General features: G+C 65.0%; 25 protein-coding genes and 1 riboswitch. Of the genes, 13 read left to right on the forward strand and 12 right to left on the reverse strand.

Going from position 1 to position 23790, the window contains the following annotated elements; genetic code table 11:
* Window positions 1–164 precede the first annotated feature (164 nt).
* From ychF to JQ573_RS16815, 4 genes are all read right to left on the reverse strand, one after another.
* A complete protein-coding gene (ychF, locus tag JQ573_RS16800; protein ID WP_212313393.1) occupies window positions 165–1262 on the reverse strand; it encodes a redox-regulated ATPase YchF in 1098 nt (365 codons plus the stop codon).
* 154 nt (window positions 1263–1416) lie between these two features.
* Window positions 1417–2019 carry an aminoacyl-tRNA hydrolase gene (gene pth, locus JQ573_RS16805; RefSeq protein WP_212313395.1) on the reverse strand — a complete coding sequence of 201 codons (603 nt, stop codon included), beginning with the start codon at window positions 2017–2019 and terminating at the stop codon, window positions 1417–1419.
* Window positions 2020–2074: 55 nt separating this feature from the next.
* Window positions 2075–2800 (reverse strand): 50S ribosomal protein L25/general stress protein Ctc, encoded by a 726-nt coding sequence (locus JQ573_RS16810; RefSeq protein ID WP_176529303.1) that lies wholly within the window; start codon window positions 2798–2800, stop codon window positions 2075–2077.
* A gap of 266 nt (window positions 2801–3066) precedes the next feature.
* Window positions 3067–3327 (reverse strand): accessory factor UbiK family protein, encoded by a 261-nt coding sequence (locus tag JQ573_RS16815; RefSeq protein WP_038388183.1) that lies wholly within the window; start codon window positions 3325–3327, stop codon window positions 3067–3069.
* 177 nt (window positions 3328–3504) lie between these two features.
* Between JQ573_RS16815 and JQ573_RS16820 the strand changes: the two genes are divergently transcribed.
* The 8 genes from JQ573_RS16820 to JQ573_RS16855 all read left to right on the forward strand — a co-directional run bounded on the left by JQ573_RS16820 (window position 3505) and on the right by JQ573_RS16855 (window position 10351).
* Window positions 3505–4236 carry a dienelactone hydrolase family protein gene (locus tag JQ573_RS16820; RefSeq protein ID WP_212313397.1) on the forward strand — a complete coding sequence of 244 codons (732 nt, stop codon included), beginning with the start codon at window positions 3505–3507 and terminating at the stop codon, window positions 4234–4236.
* A 16-nt stretch (window positions 4237–4252) separates the two neighbouring features.
* Window positions 4253–4744, forward strand: a complete 492-nt coding sequence (locus tag JQ573_RS16825) for a GNAT family N-acetyltransferase (protein ID WP_212313399.1) — start codon at window positions 4253–4255, stop codon at window positions 4742–4744.
* Between the two features lie 5 nt (window positions 4745–4749).
* Complete coding sequence (lgt, locus tag JQ573_RS16830; RefSeq protein ID WP_212313401.1) at window positions 4750–5592, forward strand: prolipoprotein diacylglyceryl transferase; 843 nt, start codon at window positions 4750–4752, stop codon at window positions 5590–5592.
* A gap of 84 nt (window positions 5593–5676) precedes the next feature.
* Entirely contained in the window at window positions 5677–6735 is a 1059-nt protein-coding gene (locus JQ573_RS16835) for a class I SAM-dependent methyltransferase (RefSeq protein WP_212314312.1), read from the forward strand.
* On the forward strand, window positions 6732–7499 hold the full coding sequence (gene pgeF / locus JQ573_RS16840) for a peptidoglycan editing factor PgeF (protein WP_212313403.1): 768 nt from the start codon (window positions 6732–6734) through the stop codon (window positions 7497–7499). Before JQ573_RS16835 ends, pgeF begins: the two co-directional genes overlap by 4 nt.
* A gap of 74 nt (window positions 7500–7573) precedes the next feature.
* Window positions 7574–8506 (forward strand): MerR family transcriptional regulator, encoded by a 933-nt coding sequence (locus tag JQ573_RS16845; protein WP_212313405.1) that lies wholly within the window; start codon window positions 7574–7576, stop codon window positions 8504–8506.
* A gap of 104 nt (window positions 8507–8610) precedes the next feature.
* Window positions 8611–9219: a hypothetical protein gene (locus JQ573_RS16850; protein WP_212313407.1), complete on the forward strand. Its 609-nt coding sequence runs from the start codon at window positions 8611–8613 to the stop codon at window positions 9217–9219.
* Between the two features lie 178 nt (window positions 9220–9397).
* Complete coding sequence (locus JQ573_RS16855; RefSeq protein WP_171948021.1) at window positions 9398–10351, forward strand: ribose-phosphate pyrophosphokinase; 954 nt, start codon at window positions 9398–9400, stop codon at window positions 10349–10351.
* Window positions 10352–10504: 153 nt separating this feature from the next.
* On the opposite strand, the gene JQ573_RS16860 is transcribed toward JQ573_RS16855, so the two are convergent.
* Both JQ573_RS16860 and JQ573_RS16865 read right to left on the reverse strand, forming a co-directional pair.
* Entirely contained in the window at window positions 10505–11311 is an 807-nt protein-coding gene (locus tag JQ573_RS16860; RefSeq protein ID WP_212313409.1) for an SDR family NAD(P)-dependent oxidoreductase, read from the reverse strand.
* Window positions 11312–11419: 108 nt separating this feature from the next.
* Window positions 11420–12001, reverse strand: coding sequence for a 6,7-dimethyl-8-ribityllumazine synthase (locus JQ573_RS16865; protein WP_212313411.1), 582 nt, complete (start codon window positions 11999–12001; stop codon window positions 11420–11422).
* 78 nt (window positions 12002–12079) lie between these two features.
* Window positions 12080–12234, reverse strand: a riboswitch (FMN riboswitch).
* A 444-nt stretch (window positions 12235–12678) separates the two neighbouring features.
* On the opposite strand from JQ573_RS16865, the gene JQ573_RS16870 reads away from it, so the two are divergent.
* Both JQ573_RS16870 and proC read left to right on the forward strand, forming a co-directional pair.
* A complete protein-coding gene (locus JQ573_RS16870; RefSeq protein WP_016844492.1) occupies window positions 12679–13179 on the forward strand; it encodes a YbjN domain-containing protein in 501 nt (166 codons plus the stop codon).
* A gap of 234 nt (window positions 13180–13413) precedes the next feature.
* Window positions 13414–14178, forward strand: a complete 765-nt coding sequence (proC, locus tag JQ573_RS16875) for a pyrroline-5-carboxylate reductase (RefSeq protein ID WP_249131962.1) — start codon at window positions 13414–13416, stop codon at window positions 14176–14178.
* Window positions 14179–14298: 120 nt separating this feature from the next.
* On the opposite strand, the gene JQ573_RS16880 is transcribed toward proC, so the two are convergent.
* From JQ573_RS16880 to JQ573_RS16900, 5 genes are all read right to left on the reverse strand, one after another.
* Window positions 14299–14694, reverse strand: coding sequence for a thioesterase family protein (locus JQ573_RS16880; RefSeq protein WP_212313415.1), 396 nt, complete (start codon window positions 14692–14694; stop codon window positions 14299–14301).
* 161 nt (window positions 14695–14855) lie between these two features.
* Window positions 14856–15059, reverse strand: a complete 204-nt coding sequence (locus JQ573_RS16885) for a tautomerase family protein (protein ID WP_044538952.1) — start codon at window positions 15057–15059, stop codon at window positions 14856–14858.
* A gap of 113 nt (window positions 15060–15172) precedes the next feature.
* On the reverse strand, window positions 15173–16687 hold the full coding sequence (gene hisS, locus JQ573_RS16890; protein WP_212313416.1) for a histidine--tRNA ligase: 1515 nt from the start codon (window positions 16685–16687) through the stop codon (window positions 15173–15175).
* Between the two features lie 73 nt (window positions 16688–16760).
* A complete protein-coding gene (locus JQ573_RS16895; RefSeq protein ID WP_212313418.1) occupies window positions 16761–17267 on the reverse strand; it encodes a YegJ family protein in 507 nt (168 codons plus the stop codon).
* Between the two features lie 207 nt (window positions 17268–17474).
* Window positions 17475–18554 (reverse strand): branched-chain amino acid aminotransferase, encoded by a 1080-nt coding sequence (locus tag JQ573_RS16900; protein WP_212313420.1) that lies wholly within the window; start codon window positions 18552–18554, stop codon window positions 17475–17477.
* A 331-nt stretch (window positions 18555–18885) separates the two neighbouring features.
* Here JQ573_RS16900 and JQ573_RS16905 point away from each other — a divergent pair, with 331 nt between their 5' ends.
* From JQ573_RS16905 to JQ573_RS16915, 3 genes are read left to right on the forward strand one after another with little or no spacing between them, the layout of a single operon-like run.
* Window positions 18886–19434, forward strand: a complete 549-nt coding sequence (locus JQ573_RS16905; protein WP_409334648.1) for a MarR family winged helix-turn-helix transcriptional regulator — start codon at window positions 18886–18888, stop codon at window positions 19432–19434.
* Window positions 19435–19436: 2 nt separating this feature from the next.
* Complete coding sequence (locus tag JQ573_RS16910; protein ID WP_171948219.1) at window positions 19437–20159, forward strand: response regulator; 723 nt, start codon at window positions 19437–19439, stop codon at window positions 20157–20159.
* 9 nt (window positions 20160–20168) lie between these two features.
* Window positions 20169–21554, forward strand: coding sequence for an ATP-binding protein (locus JQ573_RS16915; RefSeq protein ID WP_212313422.1), 1386 nt, complete (start codon window positions 20169–20171; stop codon window positions 21552–21554).
* On the opposite strand, the gene JQ573_RS16920 is transcribed toward JQ573_RS16915, so the two are convergent.
* The gene (locus JQ573_RS16920) at window positions 21555–23615 is read right to left on the reverse strand and encodes a TonB-dependent siderophore receptor (protein WP_312011507.1); all 2061 of its coding nucleotides are present in this window, start codon (window positions 23613–23615) and stop codon (window positions 21555–21557) included.
* Between the last annotated feature and the right edge of the window lie 175 nt (window positions 23616–23790).

Consider the following 23790-nt stretch of genomic DNA (forward strand, 5'->3'; position numbering starts at 1 on the left):
TCGGTGTCGTCCCTGCGAAGGCAGGGACCCATAACCACAGGACGTGGGGATGAAGCGAGCTGGGGCCACAGCATCGCGCAACAACGGTGCCCTGTGGTTATGGGTCCCGGGTCGCGCTTCGCTTGCCCGGGACGACGAATGGAGAAACCGACGCTAGACCGCGATCAGGTATTGAACCTGAAATGCATGACGTCGCCGTCGGCGACGACGTAGTCCTTGCCTTCGAGCCGCAGCTTGCCGGCATCGCGTGCGCCGGCTTCGCCGTTGCCGGCGATGTAATCCTCATACGCGATGGTCTCGGCGCGGATGAAGCCCTTCTCGAAATCGGTGTGGATCACGCCGGCGGCGGCGGGCGCCTTGGTGCCGCGATCGATGGTCCAGGCGCGCGCTTCCTTCGGGCCGACCGTGAAATAGGTGATGAGGTCGAGCAGCTGGTAGCCGGCGCGGATCAGCCGGTCGAGCCCGGCCTCTTCAAGGCCCAGCGTCTCCAGGAAGTCGACACGCTCCTCGCGCGACAGCGTTGCGATCTCGGATTCGATCTTGGCCGAGATCACGACCGCGACCGCGCCCTCTTCCTTCGCGCGCTCGAACACCGCCTTGGAGAAATTGTTGCCGTCCTTGGCCGAGCCTTCCTCGACATTGCAGACATAGAGCACGGGCTTCGAGGTCAGGAGCCCGAGCATGCGGAACGCACGTTCCTCCTCCGGCTTGCGCTCGAGCGCACGCGCCGGCTTGCCGTCGCGCAGCAGCACCAGCGCACGGTTGACGAGCTCGAGCTGCTCCTTGGCTTCCTTGTCGTTGCCCTTGGCCTTCTTCGAGAGGTTGTCGACGCGCTTCTCCAGGCTGTCGAGGTCGGACAGCATCAGCTCGGTCTCGATGGTCTCGATGTCGGCGAGCGGCGCGATCTTGCCCTCGACATGGGTGATGTCGGAGTCCTCGAAGCAGCGCACCACATGGGCGATCGCATCGACCTCGCGGATGTTGGCGAGGAACTGGTTGCCGAGGCCTTCGCCCTGCGACGCGCCGCGCACCAGACCTGCGATATCGACGAAGGTCAGCCGGGTCGGGATGATCTGCGCGGACTTCGCGATTGCCGACAGCTTCTCAAGCCGCGGATCGGGCACCGCCACTTCGCCGACATTCGGCTCGATAGTGCAGAACGGATAGTTCGCCGCCTGGGCGGCCGCCGTCTCGGTCAGCGCATTGAACAGCGTCGACTTGCCGACGTTAGGCAGCCCGACGATCCCGCATTTGAATCCCATGTTCGTCCCGATCTCTCGCGCTCACGTTGCGCGGCTGAAACTGAGTGGGGTCGTCATACGCGGGCTTGACCCGCGTATCCATCCCACTGGAAAGAGTGGATCGCCGGGTCATCCCCGATCAGGTCGGGGACAGGCGCCCGGCGACGACGAGGGTCTACGGCTCCTCGTCCTTGGTGTCGAAAAATCCCTTGGCCTGCATCGTCAGATGCACCTTGTTGGCGAACGAGGCGTCATGCCCCGCAGCCAGCAGGCCGGCATTGTCGGCGACGGCCTGGCACAAGGCCTCCACCCACGCCCGGTCGCTCTTGGCGAAGTCCGACAGCACGTGGCTGTGCACGAGCTCCTTGACGCCGGGATGACCGATCCCGAGCCGCACCCGGCGATATTCGTTGCCGATATGCGCGGAGATCGAGCGCAGCCCGTTATGGCCGGCGATGCCGCCGCCGATCTTGACCCGCACCTTGGCGGGCGGCAGTTCGAGCTCGTCCTGGAACACGGTGATGTCGGCGGAGGCAAGCTTGAAGAAGTTCGCCGCTTCCTGCACCGCGCGCCCGGACTCGTTCATATAGGTGGTCGGCTTCAGCAGCACGACCTTCTCACGATCGACCACGCCTTCGGAGGTCTCGCCCTGAAAGCGACGGCGCCATGGTGCGAAACCATGACGCCGTGCAATCTCGTCGACCGCCAGAAAACCGATATTGTGCCGGTTGCTGGCGTATTTCGCGCCAGGATTACCGAGACCGACAAAAAGGCGCATGGCGCGGCATCCCGCGTCGGCGCGCCATCACACGATCGCGCGCCGACATGATCGATTACTTCTTCTTGTCGCCACCGCCGGCGGGAGCCTTGGCACCCGCGGCCGGAGCCGCAGCACCCGCAGCCGGAGCCGCCGCAGCGGCCGGAGCTGCAGCACCCGCGGCCGGAGCCGCGCCACCAGCAGCCGCCGCAGCTGCGGCCTTCTGCTCTTCGGCGTAGCCGGACGGCGGCACGATGGTGACCAGCGTCGCGTCCTCGCGGGTCAGCGACTTCACGCCCTTGGGCAGCGTGACCTCGGAGAGATGCAGCGAGTAGCTGATCTCGAGGCTGCCGACGTCGACTTCGATGTATTGCGGAATGTTGTCGACCGCGCACTCAAGGTCGAGCGCGTGGGTGACGATGTTCACGGTGCCGCCGCGCTTGATGCCGGGGGCGGTTTCCGCGTTCACGACGTGCAGCGGCACGCTGACGCGGATGGTCGCGCCTTCGCCGAGCCGCATGAAGTCGACATGGAGCGGGAAGTCCTTCACCGGGTCGAGGTGGAAGTCGCGCGGAATCACGCGGTGCTTCTTGCCCTCGAGGTCGATGTCATAGATCGTGGTCAGGAACCGGCCCGCCAGGATGCGCTGGCGCAGTTCACGATCGTCGACCGAGATGGTGACGGGGGGCTGATTGTCTCCGTAGATCACTCCGGGAACTCTCCCGGCGCGACGCTCTGCCCGGGCGGCCCCCTTGCCGCTCTTCGGACGCGCGGTCGCCTTCAATTCCTTGACGGTCGCCATAGCGTTAAGTCCTTGTATTTAAAAAGTTAAAGGCCGCAGCGCGGCCCATGCTCAGGTCCACAGCAAGCCTCCAGGGGTGCGGGGGCCGCGGACGTGGCGGGCTTTTAGCCCCAAAGGGCCGAAATGACAAGGAAATGAAGGGATTTTTCTTGGGTTACCGAGGGAGGATCGTAGCCCGGATAGAGCGAAGCGAAATCCGGGGCTACCGCCTCAACGGGGCCAGCCCCCCGGATTGCGCTTCACTCCATCCGGGCTACGCGAGTCCGTCAACCGGCTGAACCGCCCAGCTTGGCTTCCAGCGCGGCGATCCTCGCCTTCAGCGCCTCGTTCTCCTCGCGCGCCAGGCGGGCCATGTCCTTGACCGCGTCGAATTCCTCGCGCTTGACCACATCGAGGTCGCGCAGGATCCGTTCGGCCTGGTTGCGCATGACCGTGTCGACCTCGCGCTTGACGCCTTGGGCTGCGCCCGCGGCGTCGTTCATCAGACGGCCGATCTCATCGAAAAACCGGTTGCTGGTCTGGGTCATCTGGCAAAACTCTCCGCGTTCACTGAATCGCCAGAAGACAATGGCGATCCCCGCCATCCGGTTCAAGTCCGCCGCGAATGGCAGACCTTACGGGCGCTTGCCTTGTCATGCTCCGGTTTCCTTGCAATCGTATGAACTCACAACAGAAATCGCACACATAACGCGAGCAGAAGCGCCATGATCGAGCAAACCGTCGAGATCCCGACCAAGGACGGCAAGACCACCACCTTCATCGCCCATCCCGAGCGCGGCGGCCCCTTCCCTGTCGTCATCTTCTATATGGATGCGCCTGCGATCCGCGAGGAGCTGCGCGACATGGCGCGCCGGCTCGGCACGTCAGGCTACTATGTGATGCTGCCCAACATGTATTACCGCGCCGGCGCGATGGAGCTCGGCCCGATCAATCCCGATCCGGAATCGCCCGAGCGAAAGCGCATGTTCGAGCTGATGCACTCGCTCAACATTCCGCTGGTCATGGAAGATACCAAGGGCCTGCTCGCCTACGCCGGGACGCAGAAGGCCGCCAACACCAGGATCATCGGCACCGTCGGCTACTGCATGAGCGGCCGCTATGCGGTGAACGCGGCGACGCATTTCAGCGATCGCGTCAAGGCCGCCGCCTCGGTCTACGGCACGCATCTGGCGACCGACCAGCCCGACAGCCCGCATCTCGCGGCGCAGAAGACCAAGGCCGAGCTCTATTTCGCCTGCGCCGAGACCGACATCTACGCGCCGGCGGAGATCATCGAGCAGGTGAAGACGGGCATGAAGGGCTCGAACAACGAGGTCGAGATCTATCCCGGCACCCATCATGGCTTCGCCTTCCCCAAGCGCCCGGTCTACGACCGCGACGCCGCCGAACGCCATTGGGAGCGGCTGCTCGCGCTCTATCGCCGCAACCTGGTCTGAGGCCCAAAGAAAACGGATGGCGGAGGCCGCGCGCATTCGAGACTACCGTAGCTCCGACGCCGACGAGGTGAACCGGCTTGCGGTGACAGCCTTCGAGCAATTCCGCGACGCCTTCGACGACTGGCCGGCGATGCGAGCCGGCCTGTCAAAAACTTCTGAATTGAGTTCCGGCGGCGAGATCATCGTCGCCGAGCTCGGTAACCGGCTGACCGGCGCGGTCGGCTATTTTGGGCCCGGCGTCAAAAAGGCCGCATTCTTCGATCAGGCATGGCCGATCATTCGTATGCTGGTGGTGGACCCGGTCGACAGGGGCAAGGGACTCGGGCATGCGTTGACGTCGGAATGCCTCGCCAGGGCGCGGCGCGACCGGTGCCGGACCATTGCGCTTCACACGAGCCCCATCATGACGGTCGCCTTACCGATGTATCTCAGGATGGGCTTCAGCAAGGTGCATGACGCTCCGCCCATTCATGGCGTGCCCTACGCCGTCTACACGAAAGCGCTCTGATCCCGATGCCGTTCCTGCTGATCGACTTTCCGGTGTTCAACCCCGTCGCGCTCGCGCTCGGGCCGATCGTGATCCGCTGGTATGCGCTAGCCTATATCGTCGGCATCGTGCTGGGCTGGATCTATGCGCGCTCGCTGATCAAGAAGCAGCGGCTGTGGGGCGGCCCGGCGCCGATCACGCTGCCGCAGCTCGACGATTTCATCCTTTGGGTCACCATCGGTATCATCGTCGGCGGCCGCACCGGTTACGTGCTGTTCTACAACCTGCCCTTCTTCATCGCGCACCCGTCCGAGATCCTGGAATTGTGGAAGGGCGGCATGTCGTTCCACGGCGGCTTCCTCGGCTGCGTCGCCGCGGTGATGCTGTTTGCCCGCCGCAACAACATCCCGATCCTGTCGCTCGGCGACATCACCACCGCGGTCGCGCCGATCGGGCTGTTCCTCGGCCGGCTTGCCAATTTCATCAACAGCGAATTGTGGGGCCGTCACGCCGATCCAAGCCTGCCCTGGGCCATGATCTTCCCCAATGGCGGACCGCTGCCGCGCCATCCGAGCCAGCTCTACGAAGCCGGGCTCGAGGGCATCGTGCTGTTCACGGCGCTGGCGATCATGATCCGGATGGGCGCGCTCAAGCGGCCCGGCCTGATCCTCGGCAGCTTCATTGCGATCTACGGCATCGCCCGGATTATCGGCGAGCATTTCAGGGAGCCCGATCCGCAGCTCGGATTCCTGTGGGGCGGATTAACCATGGGCATGCTGCTGTCGGTGCCAATGATCATTGTGGGCGCTATCATCATCACGGCCGCCATTCGCCGCAGGGCGAACGGGCCGGCGCCGAGTTCAACATAAAGCAAGTGCAATCCAAGGAAGGCTGTGAGCGAACCCACCCCACTGCTGGATGAGATCAGGAAGCTGATCAAGCTGTCCGGGCCGATGCCGGTCTGGCGCTACATGGAATTGTGCCTGATGCATCCGCGCTACGGCTACTATTTGTCGCGCGATCCGCTCGGCCGCGAGGGCGATTTCACCACGGCGCCCGAGGTCAGCCAGATGTTCGGCGAACTGCTCGGGCTGTGGAGCGCCTCGATCTGGCGCGCGATCGGCTCGCCGGACACGCTCCGCCTGATCGAACTCGGGCCCGGCCGCGGCACCATGATGTCGGATGCGCTGCGCGCGTTGCGCGTGCTGCCGCCGCTGTACCAGTCGCTCAGCATCCACCTCGTCGAGGTCAATCCGGTGCTGCGCGAAAAGCAGCACGCCACGCTGACCGGCGTGCGCAACATCACCTGGCACGACAGTATCGACGACGTGCCGGAGGGACCGGCGGTGATCCTCGCCAACGAATATTTCGACGTGCTGCCGATCCACCAGATGGTCCGCCGCGAGACCGGCTGGCACGAGCGCACGGTCGGGATGGATGCCAATGGCAACCTGTATTTCGCGCCCGCCGCCGAGCCGACACCGCATTTCGAGGTGCTGCTGCCGCCGCTGGTGCGCGCCGCCCCGCTCGGCGCGGTGTTCGAATGGCGGCCTGACAGCGAGATCATGAAGCTCGCAACGCGCCTGCGCGACCAGGACGGCGCCGCGCTGATCATCGATTACGGCCATCTACGCAGCGACGCCGGCGACACCTTCCAGGCGATCGCGCGCCACAGCTTCGCCGACCCGCTGAAGAACCCGGGACAGGCCGACGTGACGGCGCATGTCGATTTTCAGGCTCTGGCGCGGGCCGCCGAGGATGTCGGCGCGCGCGTCCACGGGCCGGCGACGCAGGGCGACTTCCTCAAGCGCCTCGGCGTCGAGGCCCGTGCCGCCGGACTGATGGCGAAAGCTTCACCCGAGGTCTCCGCCGATATTGCCGGTGCGCTGAAACGCCTGACCGATTCCGGACGCGGCGGGATGGGCTCGATGTTCAAGGTCATGGCCATCTCCGATCCGCACCTCACCTCGATCGCTGGCCTCAGCGATCAGCCTGACGAGACCGAACAATGACATTGGGATCACCGCTGCTGTCGGCCATTCCGGGCCTGCGCCACGCCTTCTTCTCGCGCGAGGGCGGCGTCTCCGAGGGTATCTATGCCGGCCTCAATGGCGGGCTCGGCTCGCACGACGATCCGGCCAAGGTCGCCGAGAATCGGCGGCGGATGGCGGAGCAGCTCGGCGTGCCGCTCGATCACTTCATCAGCGTGCATCAGGTGCACTCGCCTGACGTCGTGACCGTGACTGGTCCATGGAATGGCGCTGCGCGCCCGAAGGCGGACGCGCTCGTCACGCGCACCGAAGGCCTCGCGATCTCGGTCACGACGGCCGACTGCGGCCCGATCCTGTTCGTCGATCCCCATGCGCGGGTGATCGGCGCGGCGCATGCCGGCTGGAAGGGCGCGCTGACCGGCGTGCTGGAATCGACCATCGATGCGATGGAGAAACTCGGCGCCGAGCGCGGCGGCATCGTCGCCGCCATCGGTCCGCTGATCCGCAAGGAATCCTACGAGGTCGGAAACGAATTCATCGAACGCTTCATCGAGGCCGATGCCGAGAACGGCATGTTCTTCATGCCCGCCGAACGCGACGGCCACGCGATGTTCGATCTCGCCGGCTTCATCCGGATGCGGCTGGAAAATGCCGACGTGCTGATGATCGACGATCTCGGCATCGACACCTATTCCGACGAGCGCTGTTTCAGCTACCGCCGCTCCGTGCACCGCAAGGAAGCCGATTACGGCCGGCACGTTCACGCCATCACGCTGGAAGGCTGACGCCGGGCGTCCTCATCATTTTTGTGCGACAAGCGTCTTGACTCTCCACCTGCTGGAGACCGGACAAGCGGCGCATGACACAACGCACCTACAGCATCGGCGAGGCGGCGCGGCTCAGCGGAATTTCCGTCCGCAAGATCCGCTTCTATTCGGACCAGGGGTTGCTGCGGCCGGCCGGCCGCACCGCGAGCGGCTATCGCGTCTTCACCGACGATGAACTGGTTCGCCTCGACCTGATCCGTTGCCTGCGCGATGCGGGGCTCGGTCTCAACGCGATCAGTGAGGTCCTGAGCAAGGAACTCTCGCTGGTCGAGGCGCTGAAGCTTCGCCTCGAGACGCTGGAAGCGGAGATCGCGGCACAGCGCCGCGTCGCCTCGGCCCTGCGGGCTGCGTTGCGTTCACCGCAACTCACCGAAGCAGATCTGAGGAGATTCCTGACCATGACGCAGCTGTCCCGCACTGAGCGCCGCAACGTCGTCGAACGCTTTTTCGAGAGAGTGTCCGACGGCATCAACATCGACCGGACGTGGATCCGGCAGATGATCGAGACCAGCGTACCCGAATTGCCCGACGAGCCGACGCCAGAGCAATGCGATGCGTGGATCGAGCTTTCGGAGATGCTCAATGATCCCTCCCTCGTCGCCAACCTCCGCTCCAACGCGGAGGATGTCTGGAATCACCACGTGCTGGATCTCGCTGCCTGGCAAGCGGCCAACGAAACCGTGCTGGCCAAGGCCAAGGAGATCATCGCGCGCGACCTCGGGCCGGCGTCGGAGGCGGGCCAGGTGCTGGCACGCGACTGGCTGGCGACGTCGGCGCGATTGCTGAAGCGAGAAGCCGACCTCGAATTCCGCAACTGGATTCGCGGCAAGTACGCGCTGCACGACGCCCGTGCGGCCCGCTACTGGGAACTCGTCGCCATCATGCGCGGGCAGTCGCCGGACGCAAGCCCGAACCGCGAGTGGGCTTGGATCACCGAAGCCATGCGGCATCATCTGGCCGACTGAGCTGGAAATATCGAGAAAGGAATTCGGTCCTCTCCCCGGATCGTTAAGTGCTGTGGCCGTCCTGCCCTAGACGTTAAGCCGTTTTAACGATATCGCAGGACGCAATGAGGGAAGCGTCAAACCACCAGTTTCAAACTGGGACAGTCGTGCGTGCCGCGATCGCAGCCACATGGCTGGCGATTGGGTCCGCGCTCGGCGGATGCGCGGCCGGCGGCAACGTGGCCGACTCCTACGCGATGGCGACGCCCGCGAGCGGCGGCGCAACCGTCGCCTTCGAATCGATCGACGGTCCGCCGCCCCAGGTATTCGACCGCATGGTGGGCGTGCTCGACAGCGAATCCAAGCTGCGCAGCCTGTCGATCGTGTCGCGCCAGGCCACGGCGGCCTATCGCGTGCGCAGCTATCTCTCGGCGCAGGTGGTGCGCGGCCGCACCATGATCGCGTGGGTGTGGGACGTCTACGACAGCAACCAGCAACGGGCGCTCCGGCTGTCCGGCGAAGAGCCCGCCGGCAAGGCCGGCCGCGACGCCTGGGCCGCCGCCGACGATCTGGTGCTGCGCAAGATCGCCCAGGCCGGCCTCAGCGGCCTCTCCGGCATGATCAATGGCGGCCCGGCGCCCGGCCCGGCACCGGAGCTCCGTGGGCCAGCGATGGTCAGTGCCCCGGCCCCCGCCGCGCCCGAAACCGTGGCACTCAGCTATTCCGCCAACTAACCCCCGGAATCTCCCGGGGAAAGGCGCTTTTTGCCCAGGAAAACGTGGGCCGAAGCGCCTAATGGGTTGCCATCGGAGCCGCCTGCCTGATATTCCCTCGCGCACCGAAAACCCGCCGGTTCTGTAAGGACTTGAGATGCTGAACGTCGTATCCAGCAAGGCGCGGGGGGAAGCATCGATGTCGGCAAAGAACGGATCAATCAAGCTCGTCGCCGGCAACTCCAATCCTGCGCTGGCGCAGGACATTGCCAAGGGACTTGGCATCGAACTGACCAAGGCCGTGGTCCGGCGCTTCGCCGACATGGAGATCTTCGTCGAGATCCAGGAGAACGTCCGCGGTTCGGACATGTTCATCATTCAGTCGACGTCGTATCCGGCCAACGACAATCTGATGGAGCTTTTGATCATCACCGACGCGTTGCGCCGTTCCTCGGCGCGCCGCATCACGGCGGTGGTGCCCTATTTCGGCTACGCCAGGCAGGATCGCAGGTCCGGCTCGCGTACGCCGATCTCGGCCAAGCTCGTCGCCAACCTGATCTCGCACTCCGGCGTCGACCGCGTCATGACGCTCGATCTGCACGCCGGCCAGATCCAGGGCTTCTTCGACATCCCGACCGACAACCTGTTCGCGGCGCCCCTGATGGTGCGCGATATCCGCGAGAAGTTCGACCTCGCCAAGGTGATGGTGGTGTCGCCCGACGTCGGCGGCGTGGCGCGCGCCCGCGGCCTCGCCAAGCGCATCAACACCCCGCTTGCGATCGTCGACAAGCGCCGTGAGCGCCCCGGTGAGTCCGAGGTGATGAACGTGATCGGCGACGTCGCCGGCTACAATTGCATCCTGGTCGACGACATCGTGGACTCCGGCGGCACGCTGGTGAACGCGGCCGAGGCCCTGATCGCGCACGGCGCCAAGGAAGTCTCGGCCTACATCACCCACGGCGTGCTGTCCGGCGGCGCCGCCGCGCGAATCGCCTCGTCGCGGCTGAAGGAACTGGTCATCACCGACTCGATCCTGCCGACCGAAGCCGTCAACAAGGCGCCGAACATCCGCCAGATCTCGATCGCCGGCCTGATCGCCGAAGCGATCGGCCGCACCGCGGCGGAAGAGTCGGTTTCCAGCCTGTTCGATTGAGGCCCACCGTCGTCCCGGCGAAAGCCGGGACCCATAACCACAGGACTCCGTTACGGAGCAAACCTGTAGCCACAGCCCTTCGCAATAACAAACATCGTGGTTATGGGTCCCGGCTCAAGGCCGGGACGACACTGAATATGCGGCCCCACCACCTCAAAACCCCGGCCGCGGCACGTGGCTCATCAGCGTCCTCGCATAGCCGCCGTCGACGATGATCTCCTCACCATTGACGTAGGACGCGCGGTCGCTCGCCAGGAACAGGGTCGCGTCGGCCATGTCCTGCGGCGCGCCGATCCGGCGCATCGGCACCACGGCGGTGCGCCGCTCGGTGACCCCTGGCGTATCATAGAAGGCCTGGCTCATCGGCGTGACGACGAGGCCCGGGCTGACCACATTGCTGCGGATGCCGTGCGGCCCCCATTCGGCGGCGAGTTGCTGCGAGAGCATCACGACGGCGGCCTTGCTGACGCTGTAGGCGCCGCTCTGCCCCTGCGCATTGCTGGCGGCGATCGAGGCGACGTGGATGAGGCTGCCGCGTCCGGTCTTGCGCATCTGGCGGCCGAACGCCTGCGCGCAGATGAAGTAGCCGGTGAGATTGATCGCCAGCACCGCATTCCATTCGGCGAGCGGCAGCGTATCGAGCCCGCCGGGGCGCAGCACCGCCGCGGTGTTGACGAGGATGTCGCAAGAACCAAGCGTGCGCGCGACCGCATCGGCGGCAGCCGCGACGTTGTCCTCGCTGGTCGTGTCGCAGCTCGCGACGAGATGACCGTCGCCGAACTCGCGAAGCTTTGCCTTGGTCTCGGCCAACCCACGCTCGTCGCGATCGAGCGCGGCGACCCTGACGCCGGCGCGCGCGAAACTGACCGCGGTGGCGCGGCCGATGCCGCCGCCTCCGCCGGTGACGACGGCAACGCGGCCCGACAGGCCGAGCCAGTCGGAAGATTGTTGTTCGGTCATGGGCGCCTCCCGCGCGTTCTGATTATGCCGGCAAGCATAACCGAACGCGCTGGCTGCGAGCGCGATCCCGGCACGCATGCCGGAATCGCTTTTGCGCCGGGCCTTGAACTAGCCAGGTATTCCCGCCGCGACCTGGCCGCGCAGCCGTTCGAGGCTGAGCAGCGTGTTGGCGCAGGCCTCCGCGACCTCGATCCCCTTGATCACGAAGTGCTTGCGGAAGAAGTCGTAATGCACCTCGGTCTCGTGGAATTGCTGCGGCGTCAGCACCGCCGAGAACACCGGCACCTCGGTGCGCAACTGCACATCCATCAGCGCCTTGATCACGGTATCGGCGACGAATTCGTGGCGGTAGATGCCGCCATCGACAACGAGCCCGGCCGCGACGATCGCGGTGTAGCGGCGGGTCTTCGCCAGCAGTTGCGCATGCAGCGGGATCTCGAACGAGCCCGGCACTTCGAACACATCGACATTGGTGATGTGGCGCGCCTCGATCTCCTTCAGGAAGGAGATGCGGCACTCTTCCACCACATCGCGATGCCAGGACGACTGCACGAAGGCAACGCGCTGCGGCTTTGCGAAGTGCGGATGCTCCGGCGCCGGCGGACTAGCCGGCGTATCGGGAAGGCTTTCTGCTTGGGAGGTCTGGACTTGAGAAGCTTGAACGTCTTGGTCTTGCAACATCTGATTCATGGCTTTCCTCTTTCAGGACCAGAATCAGGGCACACGGACAACGACACAAGCCCACGCGAAAATCGCGTTGGCTGCCGCAACCGTTCTCTTTCATCCGGACTGTAACCGTCGGCTTCGGAATTGCACCGAATCTGCTGACCCTTCCTCCGGCTTCGCGGAAGAAGGCGCTCGCGGGCTTGGGCTCGTCACCCTTTACCGCCGGTGGGGATTTTCACCCCGCCCTGAGAACATCGGCACGCCCGGGATGGACGTGCCTGAGGCGAAATATGACCAAACCGCGACAGCGGGGCAAGCACCTTTGGCATGGGGAAACGGCATGTCCCCATGAGCGCGCTGCGGCCCTTGCAGAGTGATGTGAGTGCCCGAAAGGCTGATTCACGCGTGCGGCGAAGCGCCTGCCAATGGTTAATAAATCGTTACGCGAACGCCTAGATTCCGATTTGTTCGCAAAATCACAAGTGTGGCGGAGATCAGCTGTGGACGATGCGCGCTTTGGCTGTGGACGGACTCGGCGTGCGGTTGCGCGGATTCCGCAAATCACATCACTTCATCGGCGTCAGGTCCAGGGGCATCCGGAAGCCCGGTCAAGGAACTGCACTCGGCCACGACGCAGTATGTCGCAAGTGCCGGCTTCCGTGTGCGTATCAAGCGATCATAAGAACAAGGTCCGAGACGGCATGTCCCTCCTCGAAAGCATTATCGATTCCCGGAACAACCCGCTTGCGGTGGTCGAGGATATCGCCACCGACAACAACTGGGCGTTCGAGCGTTCCGGCGAAGACGAGGTGACGATCGTCTCCAAGGGAGACTGGATCGACTATCAGCTCTCCTTCACCTGGATGGGAGAGATCGAGGCGCTGCATCTCGCCTGCGCCTTCGATATGAAGATGCCGCAGGCGCGCCGCGCCGAGGTGCAGCGGCTGGTCGCCGCGATCAACGAGCAATTATGGGTCGGCCATTTCGACCTGTGGACCCACACCGGCATGGTCATGCATCGTCAGGCGCTGGTGCTGCCCGGCGGCCTCACCGCGTCCACCGCGCAATGCGAGGCCATGGTGGTCAACGCGATCCATGCCTGCGAGCGCTACTATCCTGCGTTCCAGTTTGTGGTGTGGGCCGGCAAGTCGACCGCCGAGGCGATGGCCGCCGCGATGTTCGATACCGAGGGCGAGGCGTAAACGGCTGAAGCGCAACGCTTCCCAAGCTAGGTGTCGTCCCTGCGAAAGCAGGGACCCATACCCCGCGGCGCCTGTGCTTAAGCAAACTGCTTGTGGCTCCTCCCCCGCTTCACTAGAACCACCTGTGGTTATGGGTCCCGGCCTTCGCCGGGACGACGAGCGGTGACACCTGTGAACACAAGCAGCGCACTGAAAAATACCACCGGCACCATCGCGCTTGCGGGCGCGGGCAAGATGGGCGGTGCAATGCTGACCGGCTGGCTCGCGCAGGGCCTCTCGCCCAAGCAGGTCGCGGTGATCGATCCGCATCTTTCGCCTGAGATCTCCGCGCTTGCCGCGAAGGGTGTAAGGCTCAATCCGCAGGCGACGGAGCTCGGCACGGTCGACACGCTGGTCGTCGCGGTGAAGCCGCAATCGTTCCGCGAGGCCGGCACCGCGCTCAAGGCACTGGTCGGTCCGTCGACACTCGTGGTCTCGATCATGGCCGGCACGACGATGTCAGCGCTGGAAGACGTGGTCGGCGGCGCAGTGGTGCGCGCGATGCCGAACACACCGGCGGCGATCGGCCGCGGCATCACGGTCGCGGTGCCGTCAAAGCGCGTCACCGCCGCGCAGCGCGCCATGACGGATGCGCTGCTGAAGGCGACCGGGCTGGTCGAATGGGTCGACGATGAAGGCCTGATGGACGCGGTGACCGCGGTCTCCGGCTCAGGGCCGGCCTATGTCTTCCTTCTCGCCGAGGAGCTCGCCCGCGCCGCCGTCGCAGCCGGCCTGCCCGAGCAGCTCGCGACCACGCTGGCGCGCGCGACCGTCGCCGGCTCCGGTGAGTTGCTGCATCGCTCGGATCTGCCGTCGGCGACGCTGCGGCAGAATGTCACTTCGCCCGGCGGCACCACCGCTGCCGCGCTCGAGGTGCTGATGGCAAGCGACGGCATGCAGCCGCTGATGACCCGCGCGATCGCCGCGGCGACGCGACGCTCGAAGGAATTGGCGAAGTAGCCGCCTGCTGATCCCGTCACCCTGAGGTGCTCGCGAAGCGAGCCTCGAAGGGTGCACGGCCCGTGCCCCATCCTTCGAGACGCGCTACGCGCTCCTCAGGATGACGTCTGAATGTGCGGCCTACGCCGCGCCGAGCCGCCTGTTGAAGCTCTCGACATTGATCAAGCCGCGGGCGTGGCGGCCTTCGCCGAGCCTGCGCGTGCCCTCAAAGGCCTCGACCTCGAAGCGGATCACGCGGCGCTCGACCGCGATCACTTTTGCGGTGGTCCGCACCGTGGCGCCGACGAGCGCTGCGGCGAGATGGCGGATATCGACCTCGGTACCGACGGTGACCCAGCCGGGCTGCAGCGCTGCACGAATGGCATCACCCGACGCCATCTCCATTTCGAGGATCATCATCGGCGTCGCATAGACCATCGGCATGCCGGGCACGAAATGCCCGACCGTGCGCTCCGGCGGCACCACGAGCATGCGCTCGGCGCTCATGCCGATCCTGATGAAGTCGCGTGCGTCCATCGGTGCCTCAAAACAGACGTCGTCCCGGGCAAGCGAAGCGCGACCCGGGACCCATAACCACGAATTTCAGTTGGTCGATGGCTGGGGCCGCAGCCTTTGCCAATCACCGGCATCGGTGGTTATGGGTCCCTGCTTTCGCAGGGACGACGAAGTGAATGTGATTACTTCTTCGCGGCGGCGGCGCGCTCGACGAAGGTCTTGCCACCCTTCATCTTGTGATGCAGCGGCGCTTCGTTGATCTGGATCACGACGGCATCGGCATCGACGCCGAGGTTCTTCACCAGCGCCTGGGTGATGTCGCGCATCATGCCGGCCTTCTGCTCGTCGGTACGGCCGGCGGCCATGCTGACAGTGATCTCGGGCATCGGAATAACTCCCTTGTTGTTGTTGACGCGCAAACCGGTCGTCCGCCGGTCTGGCTGGCGCGCCATCTTTTTGAAGATGGATGCGCGGGTCAAGTCCGCGCATGACAAACCAGCTATCCCCAGTTCACGCCGTGGCGCGCGAGCACGTCGCGGACCTTGGCAACCAGGTCGGCCTCGGAGCACGAAAACTGCGCGGGGCGCGTTTCGCGCCATTCCTGATTGGACGCGATCGCGGCCGCCGCCTTGGCGCCCTCGATCAAATCCTTGATCTGCACCTCGCCGCGCGCCTTCTCATCCGAGCCCTGGATGATCACGCAGGGCGAGTGGCGGCGGTCGGCATATTTGAGCTGGTTGCCCATGTTCTTCGGGTTGCCGAGGTAGAGTTCGGCGCGGATGCCGGCCTGGCGCAGCTCTGCGACCATCTTCTGGTAGTCGGCGACGCGGTCGCGATCGAAAACGGTGACGACGACGGGCCCGAACTCGGCCTGCGTGTCGAGCTGGCCGAGCATCGTCAGCGCGGCCTGCAGGCGCGAGACACCGATCGAGAAGCCGGTCGCCGGCACCGGCTCGCCGCGGAAGCGCGAGACGAGACCGTCGTAGCGGCCGCCGCCACCAACCGAGCCGAACCGCACCGGGCGGCCCTTCTCGTCCTTGGTATCGAGCAGCAGCTCAACCTCGTAGACCGGGCCGGTGTAGTATTCGAGGCCGCGAACGACGGTGGGATCGATGCGGATGCGATCTGCGCCATAGCCAGACGCCGCGACCAGTTTCGCGATCTCTTCGAGCTCGCTCACGCCAGCCTGACCGACTTCACTCTTCGCAAGGTAGGTCTCGGCCGCAGCGATGGCGTCTTTCCAATCGTCGCGCTTCTGCGTGACGGCCAGAACGATATCGGCATCCGCCGGGCTCAGCTCGGCGCCCTTGGTAAAGTCGCCCTTGCCCTCTTCGCCGCCATCCCATCGCCCGGGACCGAGCAGCTTGCGAACCTCGTCGGCAGGAAACTTGTCGAGCTTGTCGATCGCGCGCAGCACCGTGAGCCTGCGGCCTGCATTGTCGTCGCCGCCGAGGCCGATCGCCTCGAGCACGCCGTCGAGCACCTTGCGGTTGTTCACCTTCACGACATAGGAGCCGCGCGGAATGCCGAGCGCTTCCATAGTGTCGGCCGCCATCATGCAGATCTCGGCGTCGGCCGCCGGCGTCGCCGAGCCGACCGTGTCGGCATCGAACTGCATGAACTGGCGGAAGCGGCCGGGACCCGGCTTCTCGTTGCGGAAGACATATCCGAACCGATAGGACCGGTACGGCTTCGGCAGCGCGTCGAAGTTTTCCGCGACATAGCGCGCGAGCGGCGCGGTCAGGTCGTAGCGCAGCGAGATCCACTGCTCGTCATCGTCCTGGAACGAGAACACGCCCTCGTTGGGGCGGTCCTGGTCGGGCAGGAATTTGCCGAGCGCATCGGTATATTCCATCGCCGGCGTCTCCACCGGCTCGAAGCCGTAGAGCTCGTAGACGGCGCGGATCTTCTCGACCATCGCCCGCGTGGCATTGATCGCGGCCGGGCCACGATCTTCCAGCCCGCGCGGCAGGCGCGCCTTCAGTTTCTGGGGTTTTTTGGGTTTCTCGGCCATTGGCGGCGTTTACCAGCGGACGCGCAAGGCGGCAACCCGGCTCTGCGCCTCCGGCGCCGCCGAACAGCGGTCCTCAGGGCTGCTCCATCCGCGCGCGAAGCGCGTCGGCGTCGGCCTTCGACATCGATTTCAGCAGCGGCTTGATGGTCTCGCCGCCGACGATCTTGCCGTTGCGCATGAACATCCAGTCGGAGATATCGGCCTGCTTGAACTCGGCGAGGTCGCCGGCCCGCTTGCCCGGCAGGTCGCGCGGCTGGTTGGCGAACCGGCCGGAATAGCCGCCGCTCGGCAGCTTCTTCACCTCGCGCATCCAGATGTGCTCGCCCTCGTTGCGATGGGTCGGAAAGCGGACCTTGAGCGAGTGCTGGGTCTCCGACGGCTTGGGCGCCTCATAGGAGGCCCAGAACGCCGGAAGCGTCTCGCGCGCATGGCTGATCGCGGCGTTCATCTCCGGGTCAGCCGTACGGACATCGATCACCGGCGAGCGGTCCTCGGCGCGCACCGAGTCGGTTCCGGTGAGCGCGAACGCAGCCGCAATCAGCACGGCACAGGTCAGACGTGTTACGGGAGTTTTGGTCATGTCATCACGCAAATGGGGATTGATTGAAGCGGAAGGCGAGACTTGGTCGCGCGCTCGCAGCAGGCCGTTCATGCGGAGACGGCCGACAACACGGAAAAATGACGACCGAGGCGAAGCGTCGGCTTGCCGTATTCCAAAGCGAGAGCGCCTCTCCCTTGCACAGGAAGAGGCGCGAGATCGAAGCAGGTCAGCGGTGGAACCGCGGTGTCAGGCGACGTTCCTGATCCAGTTATGCGGGTCGTTGGTGCGACCGTACTGGATGTCGACCAGCTTCTTGCGCAGGCCCATCGCGACCGGGCCGGCCGCGCCGCCGCTGATCTGGAAGTCGCCGCTCGCCGAGCACACCTTGCCGATCGGCGAGATCACGGCCGCGGTGCCGCAGGCGAAGGCTTCCTTCAGCTTGCCGCTGGCGGCGTCGGCACGCCACTGCTGGATCGTGTAGGGCTCCTCGCGCACGCGCGTGCCGGTATCCTTGGCAAGCGCGATGATCGAGTCGCGGGTGATGCCGGGCAGGATGGTGCCGAGCGGCGGCGTCGAGAGCGAGCCGTCGTCGAACGCGAAGAAGATGTTCATGCCGCCGAGCTCTTCGATGTAGCGGCGCTCGACCGCATCAAGGAACACGACCTGGTCGCAGCCGCGCTCGATCGCTTCGGCCTGCGCGCGCAGGCTTGCGGCATAGTTGCCGCCGCACTTGACGGCGCCGGTGCCGCCGATCGCGGCGCGCGTGTAATTCTCCGACACCCAGATCGACACCGGTGCGGGACCGCCCTTGAAATAGGAGCCGACCGGCGATGCGATGACGGAGAAGATGTATTCCGCCGACGGCTTCACGCCGAGGAAGACCTCGCTCGCGATCATGAACGGCCGCAGATAGAGGCTGCCCTCGCCGCCCGGGATCCAGGCGCGATCGATCCGCACCAACTGCTCGACCGCCTCGATGAAGACGTCCTCGGGCAGCGGCGCCATCGCCATGCGCTCGGCCGAATCGTGGAAGCGCCGGGCATTGGCGTCGGGACGGAACAGGTTCACACCGCCATCGTCGCGCCTGTAGGCCTTGAGACCTTCGAAAATCTCCTGGGCGTAGTGCAGCACCGCGCCGGCCGGATCGAGCGGAAAATTTGCGCGTGCTTCGACGCGGGCGCTGTGCCACCCCTTGCCCTGGCTGTAGCGGACGATCGCCATGTGGTCGGTAAAGACGCGGCCGAAGCCCGGGTCCACGAGCTTCGCCGCGCGATCCTTGTCGGACGTAGGATTCGGCGAAGGCTGGATGTCGAATTTCAAAGTCATTTTTCTTGCTTTCCGCTGTCGGAACCGGCGCCATACCCGGGCGACGGCCTGTTTCCCCCGGAGCCATCAGGCTCGGCTGGTGCGAACTTCACCACCGCCGGCAACCCGGCCGGTTTCCATCGCCAACATGCCGTTTAGACATGCTTTTGCGGAGTGCTGAAGTCCAGTATGTTTGCCGAAATGCCGCTCGACAATCGCACGGTAGTCCAATTTGCGGCCCAAACCGCCTCACAGGCTTTTTCAGGCCGCCTCAAACGCTGTCGAGGACGAAACGATCTAATGTTTCGTCGTGACAGGCAGTTTTGTAACATTGAACCCAAGATACGTCAATATGACTGACATAAATATCTCAGGCATGGCTGCCAAGCCCGATTCGCAGGGAGATGATCACGCTCCTGCGGCAGGCGGCCGCGACCTGCGCTGGGACATCATCGAGCTCTTGTTCTTCGCCTACCGCGACTTTGTCGGCGACGCCGACCAGGAACTGGAGGCGTTCGGCTTCGGCCGCGCCCACCACCGCGTCATCCACTTCGTCACCCGCTATCCCGGCCTGAAGGTCGCCGACCTGCTCGACGTCCTGCGCATTACCAAGCAGTCGCTCGGACGCGTGCTCAAGCAACTGCTGGATGAAGGCTACATCGTGCAGAAGACCGGCAACAACGACCGCCGGCAACGCCTGCTCTACGCAACGCCGAAGGGCGAGGCGCTGGTCGCCAAGCTCGCAGGGCTGCAGACCGACCGCATCAACCGCGCCATCGCCGGCATCGATCCGGCCGGCGTCGAGACGGTTCGCCAATTCCTGCGCGCGATGATCGACCGCGACGATCCCGACAAGGTGCTCGAAGCGATCTTCGGCGGCGGCAGAAAAACAAGGGAGTGAACCTGGTGCAGGCTGCAACCCTGGTGCGCACGCCGGTCGAGCCGGCCGACGATGCGCCGCATCTCCTGCTGGTCGACGACGACCGGCGCATTCGCGACCTGTTGTCGCGCTTTCTCTCCGGCGAAGGCTATCGCGTCACGACGGCCATGAGCGCCACCGATGCGCGCGCCAAGCTGCTCGGGCTGCATTTCGACCTGCTCATCCTCGACGTGATGATGCCCGGCGAGAACGGCTTCGACCTCGCCCGCTTCATCCGCACCTCCTCGACGGTGCCGATCATCATGCTGACCGCCCGTCATGAGGCGGAAGCCCGCATCGAGGGCCTGCAGATCGGCGCCGACGACTATGTCGCCAAGCCGTTCGAGCCGCGCGAGCTGGTGCTGCGCATCGGCAATATCCTCAAGCGCACCGCGCCGCCGCAAGTCACGGTGGTCGAGCAGATCGCGTTCGGCCCCTACATCTTCCACATCGAACGCAGCGAGCTGCGCCAGGGCGAGGAGATCATCCATCTCACCGACCGCGAGCGCGAGATGCTGCGTATCCTCGCAAGTGCCCCCGGCGAGACCGTGCCGCGCGGCGAGCTGACCAGCGGCGGCACCGTCAACGAGCGCGCGGTCGACGTGCAGATCAACCGCCTGCGCCGCAAGATCGAGCACGATCCCGCCAATCCGCTGTTCCTGCAGGCGGTACGCGGCATCGGCTATCGCCTGGTCGCCTCGCCGTAAGATGCAGCCATGAGCACGCTCGACACCGGCCTGACCCTGATCAAGAACGCTTCGCAGCGCGTCTCGAAGGCGAACGGCTGGATGGGCAATGCGTTCAAGAGCTGGATGCCGACCGGCCTCTACGCCCGCGCACTGCTGATCATGATCGTGCCGATGGTGATTCTGCAGACCGTGGTCGCGTTCGTGTTCATGGAGCGGCACTGGAACACGGTGACGCGGCGCCTGTCGGCCGCGGTGGTCTCCGACATCGCCGCGCTGATCGACGTCTACAAGAATTATCCGCAGGACAAGGACCGCGCGCAGCTGCGCCGCATCGCCCAGAAGCTGCAGCTCGTGGTCGACTTCCTGCCCGCCGGCGACATGCCGCCGCCGGGGCCGAAGCCGTTCTTCTCGCTGCTCGACCAGACCCTGTCGGTGCAGCTCGGCCGCCAGATCAGCCGTCCGTTCTGGATCGACACCGTCGGCAAGTCCAACCTGGTCGAGATCCGCGTTTCGCTCGACGATTCGGTGATGCGGATCTTCGCCCAGCGCAGCGCGGCCTACGCCTCCAACTCGGAGATCTTCATCTTCTGGATGGTCGGCACCTCGTCGATCCTGCTGATCGTCGCCGTGCTGTTCCTGCGCAATCAGATCAAGCCGATCCTGCGGCTCGCCGACGCCGCCGAAAGCTTCGGCAAGGGCCGCGAGGCGCCAAACTTCCGGCCGCGCGGCGCGCGCGAGGTGCGACGCGCGGCACAGGCCTTCATCGAGATGAAGGCGCGCGTCGAGCGTTCGATCGAGCAGCGCACCGCGATGCTCGCCGGCGTGTCGCATGATTTGCGCACCATCCTGACCCGCTTCAAGCTCGAACTCGCCTTGATCGGCGAAGGCCCCGAGATCGACGCGATGCGCAAGGACGTCGACGAGATGTCGATGATGCTGGAGGACTACCTTGCCTTCGCGCGCGGCGATTCCGGCGAGGTCGCGCAGCCGACCGACATGGCGATGGCGCTGGAGGAATTGCGCAGTGACGCCGAACGTCACGGCCACACCGCGACCGTCGCATTCCACGGCCTGCCCGTCGTCACGGTGAAGCCGGCCTCGTTCAAGCGCTGCCTCGCCAACCTCGTTTCCAACGCGGCGCGCCACGCCAACACGATCTCGATCACCGGCCAGCGCGACCATCGCTATCTCAACATCACGGTCGACGACGACGGCCCCGGCATCCCCGCCGACATGCGCGAGGAAGTGTTCAAGCCCTTCCTGCGGCTCGACGACGCCCGCAACCAGGACGAAGGCGGCAGCGGCCTCGGACTTGCGATCGCGCGCGACATCGCCCGCTCGCATGGCGGCGACATCATGCTCGGCGAAAGCCCGATGGGCGGCCTGCGCGCGGCGGTGCGGATACCGGTATAGCTACCAGCGGTAAGACAGGGTGCCGATCACCTGACGCCGTTCGCCGGCATAGCAGTAGCCGGACTGGCAGGTCTGGTAGCGCGTGTCGAACAGATTGGTCGCGTTCAAGCGCGCGGTGGCGCCGAGCAATCGCCGATCCAGCTTGCCGAGATCGTAGTCGATCACGGCATCGAACAACGTTCTCGCCGCATTCTGGAACGTATTCTGGTCGTTGCCGAAGTTGGTCCCGATATAACGGACACCGAGGCCAAGCCCGAGCCCTTCGACGGGGACGCCGGACTGGAAGGTGTATTTGCCGAAGGCGGCGAAGGAATTCCTCGGAATGCCGGAGAGCTCGTTGCCGGTCGTATCGGGGTTGCCCTGCGTGATCAGGACGTTGAGATGGGTGTAGGCGGCAGTGAGATCAAATCCCTGCTTGAGCGCCAGCTTCGCCTCGAGCTCCACGCCCTTCGATTCGACCTGCCCGGTTGCCGCTTGGAACGCCATGTTGCTCGGATCGGTGCGCAGCACATTGTCCTGCGTGATGTCGAACACCGCGGCGGTCAACAGCACCGGCACCTGCGGCATCTGGTACTTGATGCCGATTTCCTTCTGCTCGCCGGTGGTCGGCTTGAACGGCGATCTCGATGCGTCGACGCCGACCTGCGGGGCGAATGCCGTCGCGTAGCTGACATAAGGCGCAACGCCATTGTCGAAGACGTAAGCGAGGCCCGCGCGGCCCGTGAAGGCGGTCGCCTTCTGCGTTGACGGCATGCCGTCCAGGCCTGCGGTCGTCGTCTGCGAGACCCAGCTCTGGCGCCCATTGAGCGTCAGGATGAAGCCGCCGAGCCTGGCCTGCTCCTGCGCATAGACCCCGACCTCGTCGGTCGACTGCTTGTTGAAGATCGAGAATGCCGGCGACGCGATCGCCTGGGCACCGTAGTTCATCGTCAGGAGATTGAGATCGGGAGCCGGCCCGTAGCCGATCTTGTCGTTGTAGTAGGAGTGGCCGTAGTCGACGCCGAACAGCGCCGTGTTCTTGATCGCGCCGAGCATGAACTTGGCTTCGGCCTGATTGTCGAGCGTCACGGTATTGAAGCTATCCAGGATCCGCCAGGCGGAGCGCGACGCGAGATTGGTGCTGCTGTCGATGGAGTCGATCTGGGTGTATTTCGCGTCGGTGTCGACCTGATAGAAGCGGAAGTTCTGCCGCACCGTCCAGACGTCGTCGACATTGTGCTCGAACGCGTAACCGATGCGATATTGCTTCTGATCCATGGCGCTGAAGGCCGGATCATTCGAGTAGATGTTGGTCAATTGTCCGTCGGGCGCGCGGAAGTTGCCGATGCTCGCGGCGGTTCGGCTGCTTTGATACTCGCTGAGGATCGTGAAGGACGTATCGACGTCCGGCCGCCAGGTCAGCGCAGGCGCGATATAGGCGCGATCGTCGTCGTTGCCGGGATACCAGGTCTTCGCGTCACGGAGCAAACCCGTCAGCCGGTAGTACAGCTGATCGCTGCCGGGCACCGGACCACCGACATCGAAGCTGCCCTGGTAACGGTCGTAGGTGCCACCCTGCAGCTGTATCTCACCGAATGTGGTCAACGGCGGCCGCTTGGTGGTGACGTCCACGATGCCGCCCGGAGAGCCAAGGCCGTAAAGACCCGAGGCCGGGCCACGGAGGATCGACACGCTGTCGAGACCGTAAGGTTCGATCTTGGGAATGGCGAAGTTGCCGCCGCCCTGGCGCAGGCCGTCGCGATAGATCCCAGTATAGGTCGCATCGAAGCCGCGGATGTAGAAACTATCGAACCGGGGATCATAGCCGAACGCGGTGGTCGTGACGCCGGGCGTGTAATTGACGGCGTCCTTAAGCGTCTGAACGTTACGATCCCTGAGCTCCTTTTGCGTGACCACCGAAAGCGACTGCGGCGTCTCGATCAGCGCGGTGTTGGTCTTGGTGCCGGCCGTGCTGCCGGTCGCAACGTAGCCGGTCGTCGTACCGATCGTGCCGGCCGCGCCTTGCGACCGCGGAGCCTGGTTCTGAGCGGGCGCCGCAGTAGTGCGGCGTCGGCTCACCACGGTGGTGCGCGAAGACCTGGTGTTCCGACTTGAAGCGACGGCGCTACGCTTCCTTGCAGCGCCAGGTTCATCCACGGTTACAGCTGGAAGCACGCTGACATTGTTCTGCGGAGAGCTCGCTTGTGCCTGAGCGCTGGCGACGTTTGCATCCATCGGCACAAGCACGACCGAACCG

It is taken from the genome of Bradyrhizobium sp. AUGA SZCCT0105 (assembly GCF_018129565.1).
Taxonomy (GTDB): domain Bacteria; phylum Pseudomonadota; class Alphaproteobacteria; order Rhizobiales; family Xanthobacteraceae; genus Bradyrhizobium.

Excerpts from the sequence above, each read along its gene's own strand:
- ychF (WP_212313393.1), bottom strand. The coding sequence starts at position 1,262 with ATGGGATTCAAATGCGGGATCGTCGGGCTGCCTAACGTCGGCAAGTCG.
- pth (WP_212313395.1), bottom strand. The coding sequence starts at position 2,019 with ATGCGCCTTTTTGTCGGTCTCGGTAATCCTGGCGCGAAATACGCCAGC.
- JQ573_RS16810 (WP_176529303.1), bottom strand. The coding sequence starts at position 2,800 with ATGGCGACCGTCAAGGAATTGAAGGCGACCGCGCGTCCGAAGAGCGGC.
- JQ573_RS16815 (WP_038388183.1), bottom strand. The coding sequence starts at position 3,327 with ATGACCCAGACCAGCAACCGGTTTTTCGATGAGATCGGCCGTCTGATG.
- JQ573_RS16820 (WP_212313397.1), top strand. The coding sequence starts at position 3,505 with ATGATCGAGCAAACCGTCGAGATCCCGACCAAGGACGGCAAGACCACC.
- JQ573_RS16825 (WP_212313399.1), top strand. The coding sequence starts at position 4,253 with ATGGCGGAGGCCGCGCGCATTCGAGACTACCGTAGCTCCGACGCCGAC.
- lgt (WP_212313401.1), top strand. The coding sequence starts at position 4,750 with ATGCCGTTCCTGCTGATCGACTTTCCGGTGTTCAACCCCGTCGCGCTC.
- JQ573_RS16835 (WP_212314312.1), top strand. The coding sequence starts at position 5,677 with ATGCCGGTCTGGCGCTACATGGAATTGTGCCTGATGCATCCGCGCTAC.
- pgeF (WP_212313403.1), top strand. The coding sequence starts at position 6,732 with ATGACATTGGGATCACCGCTGCTGTCGGCCATTCCGGGCCTGCGCCAC.
- JQ573_RS16845 (WP_212313405.1), top strand. The coding sequence starts at position 7,574 with ATGACACAACGCACCTACAGCATCGGCGAGGCGGCGCGGCTCAGCGGA.
- JQ573_RS16850 (WP_212313407.1), top strand. The coding sequence starts at position 8,611 with ATGAGGGAAGCGTCAAACCACCAGTTTCAAACTGGGACAGTCGTGCGT.
- JQ573_RS16855 (WP_171948021.1), top strand. The coding sequence starts at position 9,398 with ATGTCGGCAAAGAACGGATCAATCAAGCTCGTCGCCGGCAACTCCAAT.
- JQ573_RS16860 (WP_212313409.1), bottom strand. The coding sequence starts at position 11,311 with ATGACCGAACAACAATCTTCCGACTGGCTCGGCCTGTCGGGCCGCGTT.
- JQ573_RS16865 (WP_212313411.1), bottom strand. The coding sequence starts at position 12,001 with ATGAATCAGATGTTGCAAGACCAAGACGTTCAAGCTTCTCAAGTCCAG.
- JQ573_RS16870 (WP_016844492.1), top strand. The coding sequence starts at position 12,679 with ATGTCCCTCCTCGAAAGCATTATCGATTCCCGGAACAACCCGCTTGCG.
- proC (WP_249131962.1), top strand. The coding sequence starts at position 13,414 with ATGGGCGGTGCAATGCTGACCGGCTGGCTCGCGCAGGGCCTCTCGCCC.
- JQ573_RS16880 (WP_212313415.1), bottom strand. The coding sequence starts at position 14,694 with ATGGACGCACGCGACTTCATCAGGATCGGCATGAGCGCCGAGCGCATG.
- JQ573_RS16885 (WP_044538952.1), bottom strand. The coding sequence starts at position 15,059 with ATGCCCGAGATCACTGTCAGCATGGCCGCCGGCCGTACCGACGAGCAG.
- hisS (WP_212313416.1), bottom strand. The coding sequence starts at position 16,687 with ATGGCCGAGAAACCCAAAAAACCCCAGAAACTGAAGGCGCGCCTGCCG.
- JQ573_RS16895 (WP_212313418.1), bottom strand. The coding sequence starts at position 17,267 with ATGACCAAAACTCCCGTAACACGTCTGACCTGTGCCGTGCTGATTGCG.
- JQ573_RS16900 (WP_212313420.1), bottom strand. The coding sequence starts at position 18,554 with ATGACTTTGAAATTCGACATCCAGCCTTCGCCGAATCCTACGTCCGAC.
- JQ573_RS16905 (WP_409334648.1), top strand. The coding sequence starts at position 18,886 with ATGACTGACATAAATATCTCAGGCATGGCTGCCAAGCCCGATTCGCAG.
- JQ573_RS16915 (WP_212313422.1), top strand. The coding sequence starts at position 20,169 with ATGAGCACGCTCGACACCGGCCTGACCCTGATCAAGAACGCTTCGCAG.